A 15,508-nucleotide genomic window follows, 5' to 3' on the forward strand; every position below is an offset into this window, starting at 1 on the left:
GCATAGCGCTCGGCGAGCGCCGCCAGATGGTCGGGCACCTTACGAATATCGGTGGGGTAGGGCGCCAGCTTGCTCACCTTGGCGACGATCTGGCTGGTGCCCAGAGCAATACCATCGAGCTGGGCGACACGCTCGGCGATGATATCGACATGCTCATCGATGGCGGCGCGCATCGGATCGAGCATTTCGTGCACGCCGATGAAGGTGGGACCCTTGAGGTTCCAATGCGCCTGCTTGGTGATCAGCGCCAGATCGATGGCATCGGCCAGTCGGGCATTGAGAATATCGATGACCGCGGCTTTGGAATTGGATTTGAGGGTGATAGAGGGGGTTTTCATGGAAAAAGTCCTTTGACGCTTTGCGTGTCAGGAGAACCGTTTGCCGGGGCCGAGGTTCCCGGCACCGGCGAATTGACCTGTTCCCTTAGGGCGTAACCACATCGACCTCGGCGCCCGTCATGTCATAAGTGACGCGGCCGCCGGTCCAGCCGTCGGGCGCGTCGGCGCGGATTTCGACCAGCAGGCGGTCATCATCGGGAGTCATGAACAGGATGCTGCGCGAAATCGTATAGCGGTTGACGGTGAAATCGTCGCCGCCCATGCGCTCGAGGGTCTTGCCGGCCAGCGTTTCCAGCATGGCGGCATCGAGCGGCGCGATCTCCGCCATGGTGAACGGGCGTTCCAGCGTGGCGTCCATTGGCATGGCCATGAAATCGTCGCGGGTGATCGAGTCGGCGTCGAAGTCGAATTCGGCGGCGCTGCCGGGCTTTTGCGGGTCTTCCACGGTCAGGTGGCCGCGTTCGTCATTGATGAAGATTTCGGCGTAGCGGGCATTGGGGCCGAAGGTCTCTAACGAGCGCGGGAACAGTCATGCGCATGGCAACCTCCCAAACTGACAGTTGATCATAGTCCAAAACTGCAGCGGCGAAAATGTCTGCGGCCTGAACGAGCGGTTCAGCTTGGGTGCAAACGCAAAAGGGCGCAGCTGTTGCCAGCTGCGCCCTGCGATCATCGGCCGGGAGGGGAGACCGAGATTAGTTGACCGACTTGTCCTCGATGACGGCGGTGCCGCCCTTGATCTCGATCTGGCGCGGCTTCTTGCTTTCGGGCAATTCGCGTTTCAGCTCGAGATGGAGCAGGCCGTTTTCGAGGGTCGCGCCGGAGACCTCGACATAGTCGGCAAGCTGGAAGCGCAGCTCGAAAGCGCGCTCGGCAATGCCGCGATGCAGGAACTCACGGGTCTTGTCGGCAGTCTCGGCGGGCTTGGCGCCCTTGACCACGAGGCTATTCTCCTTGGTCTCGATGGCGATATCGCCATTGGAGAAGCCGGCTACGGCGATGGAGATGCGATAGGCATCGTCGCCGGTGCGCTCGATATTATAGGGAGGGTAGGTTTTGGCTTCCTGGCCGCCCAGGGTATCGAGGCGGTTGAACAGCCGGTCATAGCCGACGGTGGAGCGGTAAAAGGGGGTGAAATCGATGGTCTGCATAGTCACATTCTCCTTGAGCAACGTGGATTTCCCGGTCCTCAAGTCACGCTCCCTGCAATAGGCAAGCGTTGGTTCGGCGAGGTCGGGGTTCCCGGATAAGCGGCGAACGAGACAGATGTAGGGATGCGATTTCGGGGTTCAAGAGGCAGGGCACGGCGCCGCGTCAATCGTCCGGATCGGAACATGAACCGAAGATGAACGGTCCGGTCCAGTTCAATTCAGCCGGGGTGGTTTAGAAGGGGTCATGTGAAGAAGAACGGAGGGCATTCGTTCCGACGCACAACCAAAATGCGGTCCCGTCACCCGCCCCCCGCACGGGCCGCACGCAAGGAAGCCAGCATCTCGCAAGAGGTGCTGGTTTTCTTTTATCTGTTTGGTCTAAGTCAGATGACCATTCGGAACCCCATCATGATCGCTGCCGTGGCTGCCGCCGGACCAGACCTCGTCAATATCGCCAGCAATCCCATGCCCGAGGGGGGGCAGGTGGGATATTTCCTGACGAGTGACAAAGTGCGCATCCGCTACGCGATCTGGCCGCGCACCGGGGAAAAGCATCGCGGCACGGTGTGCCTCGTGCAGGGGCGGACCGAATTCATCGAGAAATATTTCGAGACCATCGCCGATTTCCGCAAACGCGGTTTTGCCGTGGCCACCTTCGACTGGCGCGGCCAGGGTGGGTCGGACCGGCTGATCGCTGGCGATCTGGGTTATGTCGATACGTTCGACGATTACTGGTGCGACCTGCAGAGCTTCCACACTGAAATCCTGCTGCCCGACTGCCCGCCGCCGTTTTATCTGGTGGGCCATTCGATGGGCGGGCTGGTGAGCCTGTTCGCCGGCATCAACGACCGCCTGATGTTCGACCGGGTGTTCCTGTCCGCGCCCATGGTAGGGCTGGACCACCAGCCGCTGAGCTTTGCCGGCATGGCGAGAGTCGCGGGCGCGCTCAATTTCGTGGGGTTGGGCAAGCTGCCGATCGGGCGTAAGGGCGACCGGCTAGCCGCCGAACAGACCTTCCCCGACAACCCGCTGACCTCGGACCGCACGCGCTATATGCGGATGGTGGATGTGGTCAAAGCCCGGCCTGCGCTCGGCATCGGTGCGCCGACGATCAGCTGGGCGGCAGCAGCGATGACCTCGATGGCGGAAGTTGGCCGCGACAGTTTTCCCGGCAAGATCCGCGTGCCGGTGCTGATGCTGGCGGCGGCGCTGGACCAGGTGGTGTCTACCGGCACCATCGAGCAATTGGGCCTGCGGATGCGCACCGGCCATCACATGGTCATCGCGGGCGCCCGCCACGAGCTGTTCATGGAAAAAGACGCCATCCGCGGGCAAGTCCTCGCCGCGTTCGATGCGTTTATTACCGAGCAGACGGGCTGAAGTCTGCGGGCTGCCGCGCATAAGATCCATTATGGAACGCCGCTCAGCTCGCGTTCACCAGCGCCAGCGCCTTCTCCAGCAGTTCCGGCGTTGCCGCCGCCACGACATTGCCGCCCCCGGTCGGCTCGCTGCCATCCCAGCAGGCGATGGCGCCGCCGGCCTGGCGGATGATCGGGACCAGGGCCGCGATGTCGTAGGTTTGCAAGGACGGCTCGATCACCAGGTCCGCGTGGCCGCCGGCCAATAGCGCATAACCGTAGCAATCCATGCCGTAGCGCTGCAGGCGGGTGGCGCTTTCGACCGCGCGCCATTTGCCCGCCAGTTCGGGCGTGCGAAACAGCGACGGGGTCGTGGTGAAAACCCGGGCGGCGCCCAGTTCGGTTTGCCCGCTGGTGCGCATGGTCTGGTCGATGGCGCCGCGGCGATAGCTGGCGCGGCCGGGCAGGCCCAAAAAGATTTCCCCGATAAAGGGCTGGGCCATCAGGCCAGCCACGGCGACGCCCTGATAGGCCAGCGCAATCAGCGTGCCCCAGACCGGCGCGCCGCTAATGAAGGAGCGAGTGCCGTCGACCGGATCGATAATCCAGGTGAAATCGCTCTCGCCCGAATTGCCCCATTCCTCCCCGATCACCGCGTGATCGGGAAACCGCGCGGCAATCACCGCACGAATTGCCGTTTCAGCCGCACGGTCAGCCTCGGTGACGGGGTCGAAGCCCACGCTCAGCTTGTTGTCGATCGCCAGGCTCGTGCGGAACAGCGGCAGGGTCTGGTCTGACGCCGCTTCGGCCGCATCGAGCAGGGTCAGCGCAACAAGATCGAGATCGATGGGAATGGACGTGGACATAGCTGGGCTCGCGCTGCCGATAAGGAGACGCCATGAGGTCTACGCAAAGTGCGTGACGGAAACCAGACGCCACAGCAACTATTCGGCTGCGGCCTTTTCAGCGGCGGCCGGCGTGCTGGCCAGCGCCATCAGGTCCAGCCCGATCAGCGCAAAAATCAGCCGCTCGATCATCGACTGCATGGCGTCGAAGCCATCGTTCTTGGTCAGTGTCGCCTCGTTCATATAGAGATGGCGGCTGATTTCGATCTGCAGCGCGTGCACGCCATGTTGCGGGCGGCCATAGGTTCGGGTGGCAAAACCCCCCGCATAGGGTCGGTTGCGCGCCACCTTGAGCCCGGCGCCGGCAAACATGGTTTCCACCAGGTCGACCAAAGCGGGCGCGCAGGTGGTGCCATAGCGGTCGCCGAGCACCACGTCGGGCGCGGCCCGGTCGCCGCTGCGCGCAATACGCGGCATGGAATGGCAATCGATCAGCAGCGCTACGCCGAAGGCCGAAATGGCGTCGCTGAGCAGGCCTTGGAGCGCCGTGTGATAGGGGTGGTAAATCCCCTCGATGCGGGTGCGGGCATCGTCCAGCGTCAGCCGGTCTCGATAGATGGGTTTGTTTTCGGCAACGATGCGCGCCAGGGTGCCTAGCCCGGCGGCGACACGTGGCGAGGTGGTGTTGAAGCGGTCCGACAGCGGCTCGACGAACATGGTGGGATCGAGTTCCCAAGGTTCGCGGTTCACATCGAGATAGGCGCGAGGAAAATGCGCGCGCAGCATCGGCGCGCCCAAATGGGGCGCCCGGCCGAACAGTTCATCCACAAAGGCATCTTCGGATTGCCGGATCGACAAGTGGTCGAGGCGCGTCATGGCGAGGAAACGTTCGGGATAGACCCGGCCCGAATGACCCGAATTGAACACGACCGGCGCCACGAGCCGGCGGGGCCGGATGGTTTCGAATGCCGGCTGATCCCAATAGTCGGACCGCACGCTGCCTCCCAGAATTTTTGCTTTGCTCTCAGGGCGAAGCATTACTGCCAAAGCAGCATGGCGTGCGTCGCGGCTATTGTCCAGTTTATCGCAAAAAATCGTCATGAAATGGTCTTGAGGTTGCCCTTCCGTAAAACTGGCTTAAACATCCACCTTTATGGTGCGACTCAAAGCGCTGGAAGACAGCGTGATGTGTTGCGCGCAGGTCGCGACGGCTGGAGAGATGATGAAGCGAATTTTGCTCGCCGAAGACGATAACGACATGCGTCAGTTTTTGACGCGTGCGCTCAAGAACGCGGGCTATGAAGTCGTGTCATTCGACAACGGGCTTTCCGCCTACGAGCGCCTGCGCGAGGAGCCCTTCGCGCTGCTGCTCAGCGATATCGTGATGCCGGAAATGGACGGAATCGAATTGGCGCGCCGCGCCACGGAACTCGATCCCGACCTCAAGGTGATGTTCATTACCGGCTTTGCGGCGGTCGCTCTCAATCCCGATAGCGACGCTCCCAAGGATGCCTCGGTGCTGTCCAAACCCTTCCATTTGAAGGACCTGGTCAACGAGGTTGAGCGGCTTCTGGCGGCTTAGACTGTTTTCGCGGTTTGGGCCCTTGACCCCATCCGGGGTTTTATGGTCTATCCGCGCCACTGGAACGGCTTAGCCGATCCTTCCCGGAGAGATGGGCGTATAGCTCAGCGGGAGAGCACCTCGTTGACATCGAGGGGGTCACAAGTTCGATCCTTGTTACGCCCACCATCTCTCTAGACTTTTCGCCTCTGGCGACGGGAGTATAGCTCAGCGGGAGAGCATTCGCTTCACACGCGAAGGGTCACAAGTTCAATCCTTGTTACTCCCACCATTTCCTTTCTCGCGATGCCGGCCTGCAAACGGCAATCGCCTGCGCTTCCGGTGCTCACGTACCAACATACGCTCCGCTCCGGTTCTCGCCGATCACCGTTTTCGACTCGGCCTGGCGAGAAAGGCCCGACTGTGGAATCGGGCCTTCTTACACAGCAATCATAGATCATCGCCCCCGGGCCTGACCCAAGGGCTCCGGATTTGGCCCAGCCTTACGCTGCTGCCGTCTTGTGGACGCGCGGGCCTTCGATGATGCCGAAGCTGGCATTGCCGTCGATGAAATCATCGAACAGCACGGTGGTGCGGTCGGGCGTGCCGAGGACAATGGCCATCTGGCCAGGGCCATCGATGCGGCGGATGGCGGCTTCGGGCTCGTCGACCACGAAGCTGACCGAATAATGCCCGCCCGCCAGCGTGGTGAAGGGCAGGCCGCGCCAGGTTGCCGTCGAGGTGATGTGGACATGGCCGGCGATCACCTGGCGAACATCCGGATGGGTCTTGAGCGCTCCGATGAACGCGTCGGGCTCGAGCAGGCGAATATCGTCGGAGCGGATATGCAGCGCATTGGCATTGTGGTGCAGCACGACGATGACCGGGCGGTCCAGCGCTTCGGCAAGGCGAGCGTGCAGCCAGTCGATCTGGTCGTCCTCGAGCACGCCATCGACGCGGCCCGGTTCGGACGAATCAAGCATGATGATGCGGTAGCCCTTGATGTCGATGACCTTGTCGATCTTGCCGGTTTCGGCATCGGCGAAATCGGCGCCGAAGACGTCGAGGAAAGCCGGGCGGCGATCGTGGTTGCCCAGAGTGATATGCACCGGGATCGGCAGGCGCGCGATGATGGTCTTGAGGTATTCATAGGCCGCCGGCTGGCCCATATCGGCCAGGTCGCCCGCCAGGATGCAGAAATCGGCATCGCCATAGCGTTCGATCACCGCATCGACCGCCTGTTCCAGCCGCGCGCCGGTATCGAGCGTCATCGATAGCTCCCCCTGCGGCATCAGGTGCAGGTCACTCATCACCACGAATTTCAAAGTCATGTTCGCCTCTTGGTATTGTTCCCGGCCTCCTATCGGGTGCAGATGACTAGCCGGTGACAAGGCTGGAAGAGCGGATCGCTCACCGCGGCTTGATCGCCAGCAGGGCTCGAAATTGGGGCCGCGAAGGCCTATATCTGGCCCATGTTCAAATTCTGGAAAAAGCGGGAGACGCCCATGGACGCCCATACCTATCCGGTGACGCGCACGGATGCCGAGTGGAAGGCCAAGCTGACGCCCGAGCAATATGCGGTCATGCGCGAGCATGGCACGGAGCGCCCGGGCTCCTGCGCCCTGCTGCACGAGCACCGCGCCGGCTCCTTCGCCTGCGCCGGCTGCGATCAGGAATTGTTCAAGGCCGACCTGAAATTCGAAAGCGGCACCGGCTGGCCCAGCTTTAACGACCCGGTCCCCGGCTCGGTGGAGAACACTGTTGACCGCAGCTATGGCATGACGCGCACGGAATGCCACTGCTCGCGCTGCGGCTCGCACCTCGGCCACGTCTTCCCCGATGGCCCGCCGCCAACGGGTTTGCGCTATTGCATCAACGGCGTGGCGCTGAATTTCATTCCGGCTTAGGCGGGCTCTGCGATAACGAACAGGCACCCTCGGACGTCGGTCCGGGGGTGTTTTTGTTTCCACCGCCTCTTTCTCCGTTCTCGGAGAAGGCGCCGCAGGGCGGATGGTGCCACGCCCTCGGTTTGAGCTCGTGAAGAACTCGCATTTCCCCATGAGGGCTGCTGATAGGACACCGATCTCCCAACAGCCCTCATGGTGAGGCGGGAGCGGAACGACCCTCGAACCACGAGGGCGTGGCAGGACCTAAGTCCCCCGCGGCTTGGCCCTTGCGGTGGGGCGTGCCTTGGCCGGATCGTCGGGCCAGGGATGGCGCGGGTAGCGTCCCTTGAGGTCCTTGGCGACGTCGGCCCAGGAGCCGCTCCAGAAGCCGGTTAGGTCGCGGGTGGTCTGGATTGGCCGGTGGGCGGGCGAGAGCAGCACCAGCAGCAAGCGAATGCGGCCATTGGCGATCGTGGGGTGGCGCGTCAGCCCGAACAGTTCCTGCACCCGGATTTCGATCGCCGGCCCGCCTTCGGCCGAATAGTCGATGGGCACGGCATTGCCCGTAGGGGCAGTGAAGTGGCTGGGCAGCAGCGCCTCGATGTCCTGGCGCCGCGCGAATGGCAGCAGCAGGTCGAGCGCGGTACGCAATTGCTCCCCGTTGATTTCGCTCAGTTTGGTCAAGCCGAAGAGGGCCGGCGCCAGCCATTCGGCCACGCTGGGCGCCAGAGCCTCGGCGCTGAGATCAGGCCAGTCATCGCCCAGCGTGCCGCGCAGGAAATTGGCGCGGGCGCGCCAGGCCTTCTGCTCGCGGCTCCACGGCAGCGAATCAAGCCCACGGCGCGCGGCCGCTTCCGCCAACAAAAGCGCCGTAGCCTCGGGATCTTCAACGGCAACCGGCTCATCGGCCAGGCGCAGCGCGCCGAGGCGGCGGGTTTTTCGCGCGCGAACGCTGGCGGAAGGTTCGTCGAAGGCCAGCACGGTTTCCTCGATGATGTGGGAGGCGAAAAGACGCTCTAGATCGGCCCTCTCAATCACGGCGGCGGCGCGAATCTTGCCGCTCGCGGCCGCACCCGTAATATCGGTGACCACAAGAAACGGCGCGGCGGCCAGCGCATCGGTGCTGTCGAGGCTCGCCTGCCGCCCATTGGCGAGCCGAAAGCGCCCTCGTGCCCCCGCCGCCTGCGCAACACGGTCTGGATAAGCGCGGGCGAGGTGATGGCCAACATCGAGATCGCCACCCCTGCCGCCCCCCGCCAGACCCGCCCAGCGCCGCGCCAACGCGCGAGCATCATTGCCGCGCGGACTGCGGTCGGTGCGAAAGCGGGCAAGCCGGGCGGCGAGGTCGGTGCCATCACCACCCAGACCGCGTTCACCGATCAGCACGGCGAGGTCGGCCGCGGTCTGCGCATCGTCCTCGGCGGCCGCCGCGACGATCATGTGCGCGAGACGCGGATGCAGCGGTAAACGCGCCAGCGCTTTTCCGGCTGGCGTGAGACGACCCTGACCGTCGAGTGCATCGAGGCTTTGCAGCAGGGTGACAGCCTCGCTCCAAGCGGAACGCGGTGGTGGGTCCAAGAAATCCAGCATGCTGGAATCTGTAACGCCCCAGGCGGCCAGATCGAGCGCAAAACCGGCCAGGTCCGCAGCGAGAATTTGGGGCGTATCGAAGGGCTCCAACCCAGCCGTCTGACCCTCATTCCACAGCCGGATACAGACCCCTGGCGCAGTCCGCCCGGCCCGCCCCCTTCGCTGATCAGCAGCAGCGCGCGAAACGCGGCGGGTCTCCAGCGTCGTCAGGCCAGTGGCCGGCTCATAGGCCGAAATGCGGCGGAAGCCGGCATCGACGACGATGCGTATCCCGTTGATCGTCAACGAGGTTTCGGCGATCGAGGTTGCCAGCACGACCTTGCGGCGGCCGGCCTCCGCGGGGCGGATGGCGCGATCCTGTTCGGCGGTGGTGAGTTGCCCATAAAGCGGCGCAATATCGGTATTGCTCGGCACCCGAGAGCTAAGCCGTTCTGCCACACGAACAATTTCGCCCTGGCCCGGCAGGAAGACCAGCGCCGAACCATCATGCTCGCGCAAGGCGGCGAGGACCGCAACCGTCACCTGATCCTCCAGCCGCGCCAACGCATCGGGCTCGGCATAGATGGTCTCCACCGCAAAAGCCCGACCCTCGCTGGTAATAACCGGCGCATCCGCCAGCAATTTCGCCACGCGTGCACCATCGATTGTCGCCGACATCACCAGAACCCGCAGGTCTGGCCGAAGCGCCGCGGCGTCGAGCGTGAGTGCAAGACCCAGATCGCCATCGAGACTGCGTTCGTGGAATTCATCGAACAGCACGGCGGCCACGCCGGTGAGCTCGGGATCATCGAGCAGCATGCGGGTAAAAACGCCCTCGGTGACGACTTCGACCCTGGTTTTGCTGGAGATTTTGGCATCCATCCGGACGCGGTAGCCAACAGTCTGGCCGGCCTCCTCGCCCAGCGTCTGCGCCATGCGGTGGGCGGCGGCGCGGGCGGCGAGGCGGCGCGGTTCGAGCATGATGATGCGAGCGTCGCAGCGCCAGGGGGCATCGAGCAGGGCGAGGGGAACGCGGGTGGTCTTGCCGGCGCCGGGCGGGGCCACCAGCACGGCGTAGGGGCCTTGCGCCAGCGCGGCGAGGAGGGCCGGGAGAGCGTCATCGATGGGGAGGGGTGGAAGGGGCATGAGGCGGTTGTGGCCGATTGGAGGAGAGGGGGCAAGCTTTGGGATCGAGTCTGCGGCGACAGACGCTTCCGGCTCGCCTTTGTGGGAAGGGATCAAGGGTGGGGGTTCTTGTCGGTGGCGGAGGCAGTTAAGGTGCTGCCGAAACAAGGAACCACGCCCATGTCAGAAACGACCCGTATCGGAAACGATCAGATCACCGTCGATATCGCGGCGCTTGGGGCGGAAATGCAGTCGATTACCACGGCGGATGGGGCGCAGTGGCTGTGGAGTGGCGATGCCAAATACTGGAGCGGGCGGTCGCCAATCCTGTTTCCGATGGTCGGGAAGGCACCCAACGACACGATCAGCATTGAGGGCAAGAGCTATGCGATGGGCCAACACGGCTTTGCGCGGCGCAGTGAGTTCGAGCTGGTGGCGGCGAGCGCCACGTCATGCCGCTTTGAGCTGATGGCGACAGAGGCGAGCTGGCAGGTCTATCCGTTCGATTTCCTGCTGGCCCTGTCCTACGAGATCGAGGGTACGGCGATCACCATCACGGCCGAGGTGAGCAATCGTGACCACAAGCTGATGCCATTCGGGATCGGGTTTCACCCCGCCTTTGTGTGGCCGCTGCCGGGCTCGCCGGCCAATACCCATGGCGTGAGCCTGGACAATGGGGCGGAGCCTGCGCTGATCCGGCTGGATCATGGGCTGGTGGTGCCCGAGGAACTGCTGTCGCCGTTCCAGGCGGGGATGCTGGTGCTGGAGCATGATTTGTTCGAGGCGGACGCGATGCTGTTTCCCGAGGGGGCGGGCGCAGGGCTCAGTTATGGTTGCCCGGGCGGGCCCTCGATCAAGATCGACTGGACGAATTTGCCGAACCTGGCGCTGTGGAGCAAGCCGGACGCGCCGTTCATATGCATCGAGCCGTGGCACGGCACGGCGGCGGAAGTGGGCGGCTCCGATGACCTGGAGAAGCGGCCGTATAGCGATGTGCTGGGGCCGGGGGCGACGGCGCGGTTCGTGATGCGGGTCGAGGTGAGGCCGTAGGCCTTTGCGGCCACTCCACCAATCTGGAGGCACCACTCCCACCGTGCTTCCCGCGGACTTGATCCACAGGCCTTGGCCGCTTGTGCCGAATTGAGAGCGGCCCGCGGATCAAGTCCGCGGGAAGGCGGTAAGTGGGGCGAGATGGTGCGAGTGCTGGCTACTCCGCCGCGGGTCGTTCTTCGACCATGGCGTCGGGCCCCGCCGGATCGCCGGGGCCGGTTTCGCAGCCCAAATCGGGAAAAGCGACGACGCGGTTGTTGCGGAAGTCGAGGCGGACGACCAGAAGGCCGCGTTCTTCGAAATAGGTGAGGAGGCGGCGCGCGCGCGTGGCGGAGTGGGTACCGTAGAGGCGGGCCAGCGTGGCGTCGGAGGGGCAGGGCGCGGCGGTGACGGCAGCTTGCGCCAGGACAAGGAAGACGCCCTGAATATCATCGGCGAGGGTTTCGGAGAGGGCGAGGGCCTGCTGCCAGGCGGTGCTATCGGCCGTGGCGCGATCGAGGCCGACGCGGGCGACGGCGAGTTTGCGCTTGAAGGCGGGCAAAGCCGGCGCTTCGCCGGGGACGCGGCGAATGCGGCAGCGGACCAGGAAATCCTGATAGAGCACGGCGACGCTGCGGAAACTGGCGTCGGGATCGCCCAGCAGTTCGACCATGATGGCGTCGATCTGGGCCTCGCGCTCGGCTTCGTCAATTTCGGGAAACAGCGACTGCGGGGGCGCCTCGATTTCGGGCTTGGGGCGTGCGAGCTGGGCGAGGATATCGGCAGTCGGCGTCGGGGCTGGCGCCTGTGGCCGGCGGATCGGGGTGCGGGCCTCTTCGGGCGTCGCGGTAAAAATCAGGTCGTGCGCGTCGGCGCTGGCCTCGGGCAGCGGGGTCAGTTTTGGGCTGGTGGAGCGGGCTGAGGTTTCCACATCGCCGATGGTGACGGATAGCGGGCGGCGGCTGAGGGCGGGGCCCAGGGCGATGAAGTGGCCGCGCGCGAGGTCACGGAATTGTTCGGCCTGGCGCTTTTCCATGCCCAGCAGGTCGGCGGCGCGGGCCATGTCGATATCGAGAAAAGTGCGGCCCATCAGGAAATTACTGGCTTCGGCGGCGACGTTCTTGGCCAGCTTGGCGAGACGTTGGGTGGCGATGACGCCGGCGAGGCCGCGTTTGCGGCCGCGGCACATCAGGTTGGTCATGGCCCCGAGAGACAGTTTTCGCGCTTCGTCGCTGACCTCGCCGGCAACCGAGGGGGCGAAGAGTTGGGCCTCATCGACGACGACCAAGACCGGATACCAGTAATCGCGGTCAGCATCGAACATGCCACCGAGAAAGGCGGCGGCGGCGCGCATCTGCTGCTCGACATCGAGGCCTTCGAGATTGAGCACGACCGAGACGCGATGCTGGCGGATGCGACCGGCAATGCGGGTTAGTTCGTTTTCGGTGCGGGCGGCATCGACAACGACGTGACCGAACTTGTCGGCCAGAGTGACGAAATCGCCCTCGGGATCGATGATGCATTGCTGCACCCAGGGCGCGCTCTGTTCGAGGAGACGGCGCAACAGATGGGATTTGCCCGAGCCGGAATTGCCCTGGACCAGGAGACGCGTGGCCAGCAGCTCTTCGAGATCGAGCATGGCGTGGGCACTGCCGGTCGTTGCTCCCATGTCGATGGCTACGTTCATTCGGTCTCCGGATCGGGCTGCAACATCCCAGTCGATCGGGAGGCACGGCAAGCTCATCGGGCGATGTTACACGCAGCGACGCCGATTCGGGACAGGAGAGCATGCACAGAACACAGATGTTACGAGCTGTGGCCGCGACGACCCGGCGCTAGGCGCACCGGGTCGTGCTGTGTCAGAGGCGAACCAGGGTGCGCACGTCCACCGGCAGGCCGGTGGCGAAAGACTGGTTGGCGGCAATGCCGGTTAGGATGGACAGCGCGCCGTCGCGGTGATTGGCGCCATAGCCGGGCCGGGGCGTCGCATTGCCGAAGATTTCCTCGAGCATGATCTTGTCGCCGCCGCCATGGCCGCCTTGGCCGGCCATGATCGGGACCTGGCGGGATTCGCCATGCAGGGGGAAATGATAGAGGTGGACGCCCTTGGCGGCGCCTTCAGCGTCGGACGAGCCGCCAGCATTGATGTAGCTGGTCTCGTGCACGGTAAGCTCCAGGCGACCGCCGGTGCCGTTGATGGCGACGTTGAAGCCTTCCCAGGGCGCGTAGGCATAAAGCGAATAGGTCATCACCGCCTTGTTGCGATAGCGGACCATGACATTCATGGTGTCTTCGATGGAAATGCCATCGCCGAACACGTTCTGGTCGCGGAGATAACCGTCTTCCTTCTCGGCATCCCAATAGAGACCTTTCTGAGCGGGGTTGGCGGTCAGGTCGATGGCGAAGGAGTCATCCTTGGCGGCCTCGACGCCGGTGGTGCGGGTATAGGGCGTGAAGACGCCGCGTTCCTCGGCGTTGGCCCGGCCGTAGAACTTCAGGTCGCCCATGGCGAAGACGGTGTCGGGCTGCGAGCCGAGCCAGAAATTGACCAGATCAAAGTGGTGGGTCGACTTGTGCACCATCAGGCCACCGCTATTGCGCTTGTCGCGGTGCCAGCGGCGGAAGTAGTCGGCGCCGTGGCGGGTATCCAGCAACCACTCGAAGTGCACCGAGGTTGGGGTGCCGATGGCCCCGGAGGCGACGAGTTCGCGCAGCGCCGAATTGTGCGGCGCATAGCGGTAATTGAAGGTGACGCGCACCTGCTTGCCGGTGCGTTCGACTGTGTCGAGGATGGCCTGGCATTTTTCCGGATCGGTGGTCATCGGCTTTTCGGTGATGACGTCACAGCCGGCTTCCAGGGCCGCGATGATGTATTTGTGGTGAGTGCGATCGATCGAAGTGACGATGACGGTGTCGGGCTTGTTTTCCGCGATCATCCTGGCGAAATCGGCGGCCTTGTAGGTGGGGACGGCTTTGCCGGACAGTTCCTGCTCGATCACCCGGTTGGTATAATCCATGCGGACCTGGTTGGTATCGCAGAGCGCCACGAGGCGGGAGTGCTCGCGGTGCGGGCCGAAAATCGCCTCATAAAACATACGGGCACGGCCGCCGGTCCCGACAAGCGCGTAGGTCTTTGCCATTCGAATTCTCCCGCATCGACATAATCGTGCGCCGTGGATGGCGCTTCGCACGCATCTACCATACAAGATTGAGGAAGCACTAGTTCTTTTGCTCACCTGCGCGGTATTGATCTCAGCGAAACGAGGCTGTGGGTAATGATGCATCGAGCAGTGACGGGCGCCGGTGTATGCGCACATGGTCGGTGAGGGGAATCAGGCAATGACGGTTGGCGAACTCGAAGCGAGCGAAGAAACCATGGCCCTGCGCGTGGTGGGAGCCCTGCGCGACGAAATCGTCACCATGGCGCTCAAGCCCGGCGATGTGATTTCGGAAAGCGACATTGCCGGGCGCTACGGGGTGTCGCGGCAGCCGGTGCGCGAGGCGTTTATCCGGCTGGCGCAGCAAGGCTTGCTGCTGATCCGGCCGAAGCGGGCCACCATCGTCAAGAAAATTTCTCCCGATGGGGTGCGGCAGAGCCGGTTCATTCGCGAATCGATCGAGGTCGAGATCATCCGCCGGGTGGCGGCGCGGCCGGGCGACGCCGAGGCGGTGCTGGCCGAACTGATTGCGGGGCAGGAGACGGCCTCGGCGGCGGATGATAATCTGGGGTTTCACGCGCTGGACGAGCTATTCCACCGCACGCTGGCGCGGCTAGCGGGCGTGGAATATGCGTGGCAGTTGATCGACGACCACAAGATGCAGCTCGACCGGGTACGGTTTTTGACGCTGGGCGTGTCATCGAGCCAGCGCGCCATCGCCGAGCACAAGGAGATCGCCGCGGCAGTGGCGGCGGGCGATTCTGCCGGCGCCGAAGCCGCGATGCGTGCCCATCTGGCGCGGGCGGAAGTGCTGTTGAGCCAGACGATTGCCGATCATCCGGATTATTTTGAACCGGTGCATTGATCGGCCTTAAGGCCTGGTCATCACATCACTGCTGGCCGTTGAGCGTGCAGCTAATCGCCCTTTACCCCCTTGAGGGGAAAGCCGGGGTGGGGGTAACTGCGGTTGAACACAGACTGGAGCCCCATCTATGAAACAGCGCATCCTTGGCAAAACCGGCTATTCGGTCTCCGAAATTGGTCTGGGCACCTGGCAATTGGGCGGAGACTTCGGTCCGGTCGATGACGCCGCCGCCGCGGCCATTCTGGATGCCGCCAATGCGCAGGGGGTCAATTTCTGGGACACCGCCGATGTCTATGGCGGTGGGCTGAGCGAGAGCCGGATTGGCGCGCATGCCAAGGGTTTTGGCACGCATGTGGCGACGAAGGTGGGACGGTCGGGGACGATGTTCCCGGACAAGTTCAGCAAAGGCGGTGTGCGCGAGAGTCTGCTCGGATCCGCCAAGAGGCTGGGGGTGGAGACGCTAGACCTGGCCCAATTGCACTGCGTGCCCACCGACGTACTGCGCGATGGGCAGATTTTTGGCTGGATGGACGAGTTCAAGTCCGAGGGGTTGGTGCGCCATTACGGCGCCAGCGTCGAGACGGTCGAGGAAGGCCTTATCTGCCTGCAGCATGAGGGCGTAG

General features: G+C 63.8%; 15 protein-coding genes and 2 tRNA genes. 8 read left to right on the forward strand and 9 right to left on the reverse strand.

All coding sequences use genetic code 11. From position 1 onward, the window contains the following. The 3 genes from dps to JWP26_RS22080 form a co-directional block, all read right to left on the reverse strand. On the reverse strand, positions 1-338 hold a 338-nt coding region (dps, locus tag JWP26_RS22070), incomplete at its 3' end, for a DNA starvation/stationary phase protection protein Dps (protein WP_299733184.1). A gap of 85 nt (positions 339-423) precedes the next feature. Continuing rightward, on the reverse strand, positions 424-783 hold the full coding sequence (locus JWP26_RS22075) for a hypothetical protein (protein ID WP_299733187.1): 360 nt from the start codon (positions 781-783) through the stop codon (positions 424-426). A 250-nt stretch (positions 784-1,033) separates the two neighbouring features. Continuing rightward, complete coding sequence (locus tag JWP26_RS22080) at positions 1,034-1,489, reverse strand: Hsp20 family protein (protein WP_299733190.1); 456 nt, start codon at positions 1,487-1,489, stop codon at positions 1,034-1,036. Positions 1,490-1,897: 408 nt separating this feature from the next. Between JWP26_RS22080 and JWP26_RS22085 the strand changes: the two genes are divergently transcribed. Continuing rightward, the gene (locus tag JWP26_RS22085) at positions 1,898-2,869 is read left to right on the forward strand and encodes an alpha/beta fold hydrolase (RefSeq protein ID WP_299733193.1); all 972 of its coding nucleotides are present in this window, start codon (positions 1,898-1,900) and stop codon (positions 2,867-2,869) included. Between the two features lie 43 nt (positions 2,870-2,912). Here the strand turns inward: JWP26_RS22085 and hisN are convergent, their stop codons facing one another. Together hisN and JWP26_RS22095 are read right to left on the reverse strand one after the other, a co-directional pair. Beyond that, positions 2,913-3,713 carry a histidinol-phosphatase gene (gene hisN, locus JWP26_RS22090; protein WP_299733196.1) on the reverse strand — a complete coding sequence of 267 codons (801 nt, stop codon included), beginning with the start codon at positions 3,711-3,713 and terminating at the stop codon, positions 2,913-2,915. A gap of 78 nt (positions 3,714-3,791) precedes the next feature. Next, positions 3,792-4,688 carry an N-formylglutamate amidohydrolase gene (locus JWP26_RS22095; RefSeq protein WP_299733199.1) on the reverse strand — a complete coding sequence of 299 codons (897 nt, stop codon included), beginning with the start codon at positions 4,686-4,688 and terminating at the stop codon, positions 3,792-3,794. Between the two features lie 226 nt (positions 4,689-4,914). On the opposite strand from JWP26_RS22095, the gene cpdR reads away from it, so the two are divergent. The 3 genes from cpdR (at position 4,915) to JWP26_RS22110 (ending at position 5,545) form a co-directional block, all read left to right on the forward strand. Next, positions 4,915-5,274 (forward strand): cell cycle two-component system response regulator CpdR, encoded by a 360-nt coding sequence (cpdR, locus tag JWP26_RS22100; protein ID WP_284393747.1) that lies wholly within the window; start codon positions 4,915-4,917, stop codon positions 5,272-5,274. Positions 5,275-5,367: 93 nt separating this feature from the next. Next, positions 5,368-5,442 (forward strand) — tRNA-Val (locus tag JWP26_RS22105). A 28-nt stretch (positions 5,443-5,470) separates the two neighbouring features. Then, a tRNA-Val gene (locus tag JWP26_RS22110) sits at positions 5,471-5,545 on the forward strand. Between the two features lie 211 nt (positions 5,546-5,756). Here the strand turns inward: JWP26_RS22110 and JWP26_RS22115 are convergent. Next, positions 5,757-6,584, reverse strand: a complete 828-nt coding sequence (locus JWP26_RS22115) for a metallophosphoesterase (RefSeq protein WP_299733209.1) — start codon at positions 6,582-6,584, stop codon at positions 5,757-5,759. Positions 6,585-6,758: 174 nt separating this feature from the next. On the opposite strand from JWP26_RS22115, the gene msrB reads away from it, so the two are divergent. After that, positions 6,759-7,160 carry a peptide-methionine (R)-S-oxide reductase MsrB gene (msrB, locus tag JWP26_RS22120; RefSeq protein WP_299733212.1) on the forward strand — a complete coding sequence of 134 codons (402 nt, stop codon included), beginning with the start codon at positions 6,759-6,761 and terminating at the stop codon, positions 7,158-7,160. A 243-nt stretch (positions 7,161-7,403) separates the two neighbouring features. Here the strand turns inward: msrB and hrpB are convergent, their stop codons facing one another. Then, a complete protein-coding gene (hrpB, locus tag JWP26_RS22125; RefSeq protein WP_299733215.1) occupies positions 7,404-9,854 on the reverse strand; it encodes an ATP-dependent helicase HrpB in 2,451 nt (816 codons plus the stop codon). 159 nt (positions 9,855-10,013) lie between these two features. Between hrpB and JWP26_RS22130 the strand changes: the two genes are divergently transcribed. Continuing rightward, a complete protein-coding gene (locus JWP26_RS22130) occupies positions 10,014-10,883 on the forward strand; it encodes an aldose 1-epimerase family protein (RefSeq protein ID WP_299733218.1) in 870 nt (289 codons plus the stop codon). Between the two features lie 157 nt (positions 10,884-11,040). On the opposite strand, the gene JWP26_RS22135 is transcribed toward JWP26_RS22130, so the two are convergent. Beyond that, the gene (locus JWP26_RS22135; protein WP_299733221.1) at positions 11,041-12,549 is read right to left on the reverse strand and encodes an ATP-binding protein; all 1,509 of its coding nucleotides are present in this window, start codon (positions 12,547-12,549) and stop codon (positions 11,041-11,043) included. 172 nt (positions 12,550-12,721) lie between these two features. Then, positions 12,722-14,002, reverse strand: a complete 1,281-nt coding sequence (locus JWP26_RS22140; protein ID WP_299733224.1) for a Gfo/Idh/MocA family oxidoreductase — start codon at positions 14,000-14,002, stop codon at positions 12,722-12,724. 199 nt (positions 14,003-14,201) lie between these two features. On the opposite strand from JWP26_RS22140, the gene JWP26_RS22145 reads away from it, so the two are divergent. Together JWP26_RS22145 and JWP26_RS22150 are read left to right on the forward strand one after the other, a co-directional pair. Beyond that, entirely contained in the window at positions 14,202-14,885 is a 684-nt protein-coding gene (locus tag JWP26_RS22145) for a GntR family transcriptional regulator (protein WP_299733227.1), read from the forward strand. A 127-nt stretch (positions 14,886-15,012) separates the two neighbouring features. Further along, on the forward strand, positions 15,013-15,508 hold a 496-nt coding region (locus JWP26_RS22150), incomplete at its 3' end, for an aldo/keto reductase (RefSeq protein ID WP_299733230.1).

The sequence above is a fragment of the Devosia sp. genome (assembly GCF_028290435.1).
In the GTDB taxonomy this organism is placed as follows: domain Bacteria; phylum Pseudomonadota; class Alphaproteobacteria; order Rhizobiales; family Devosiaceae; genus Devosia.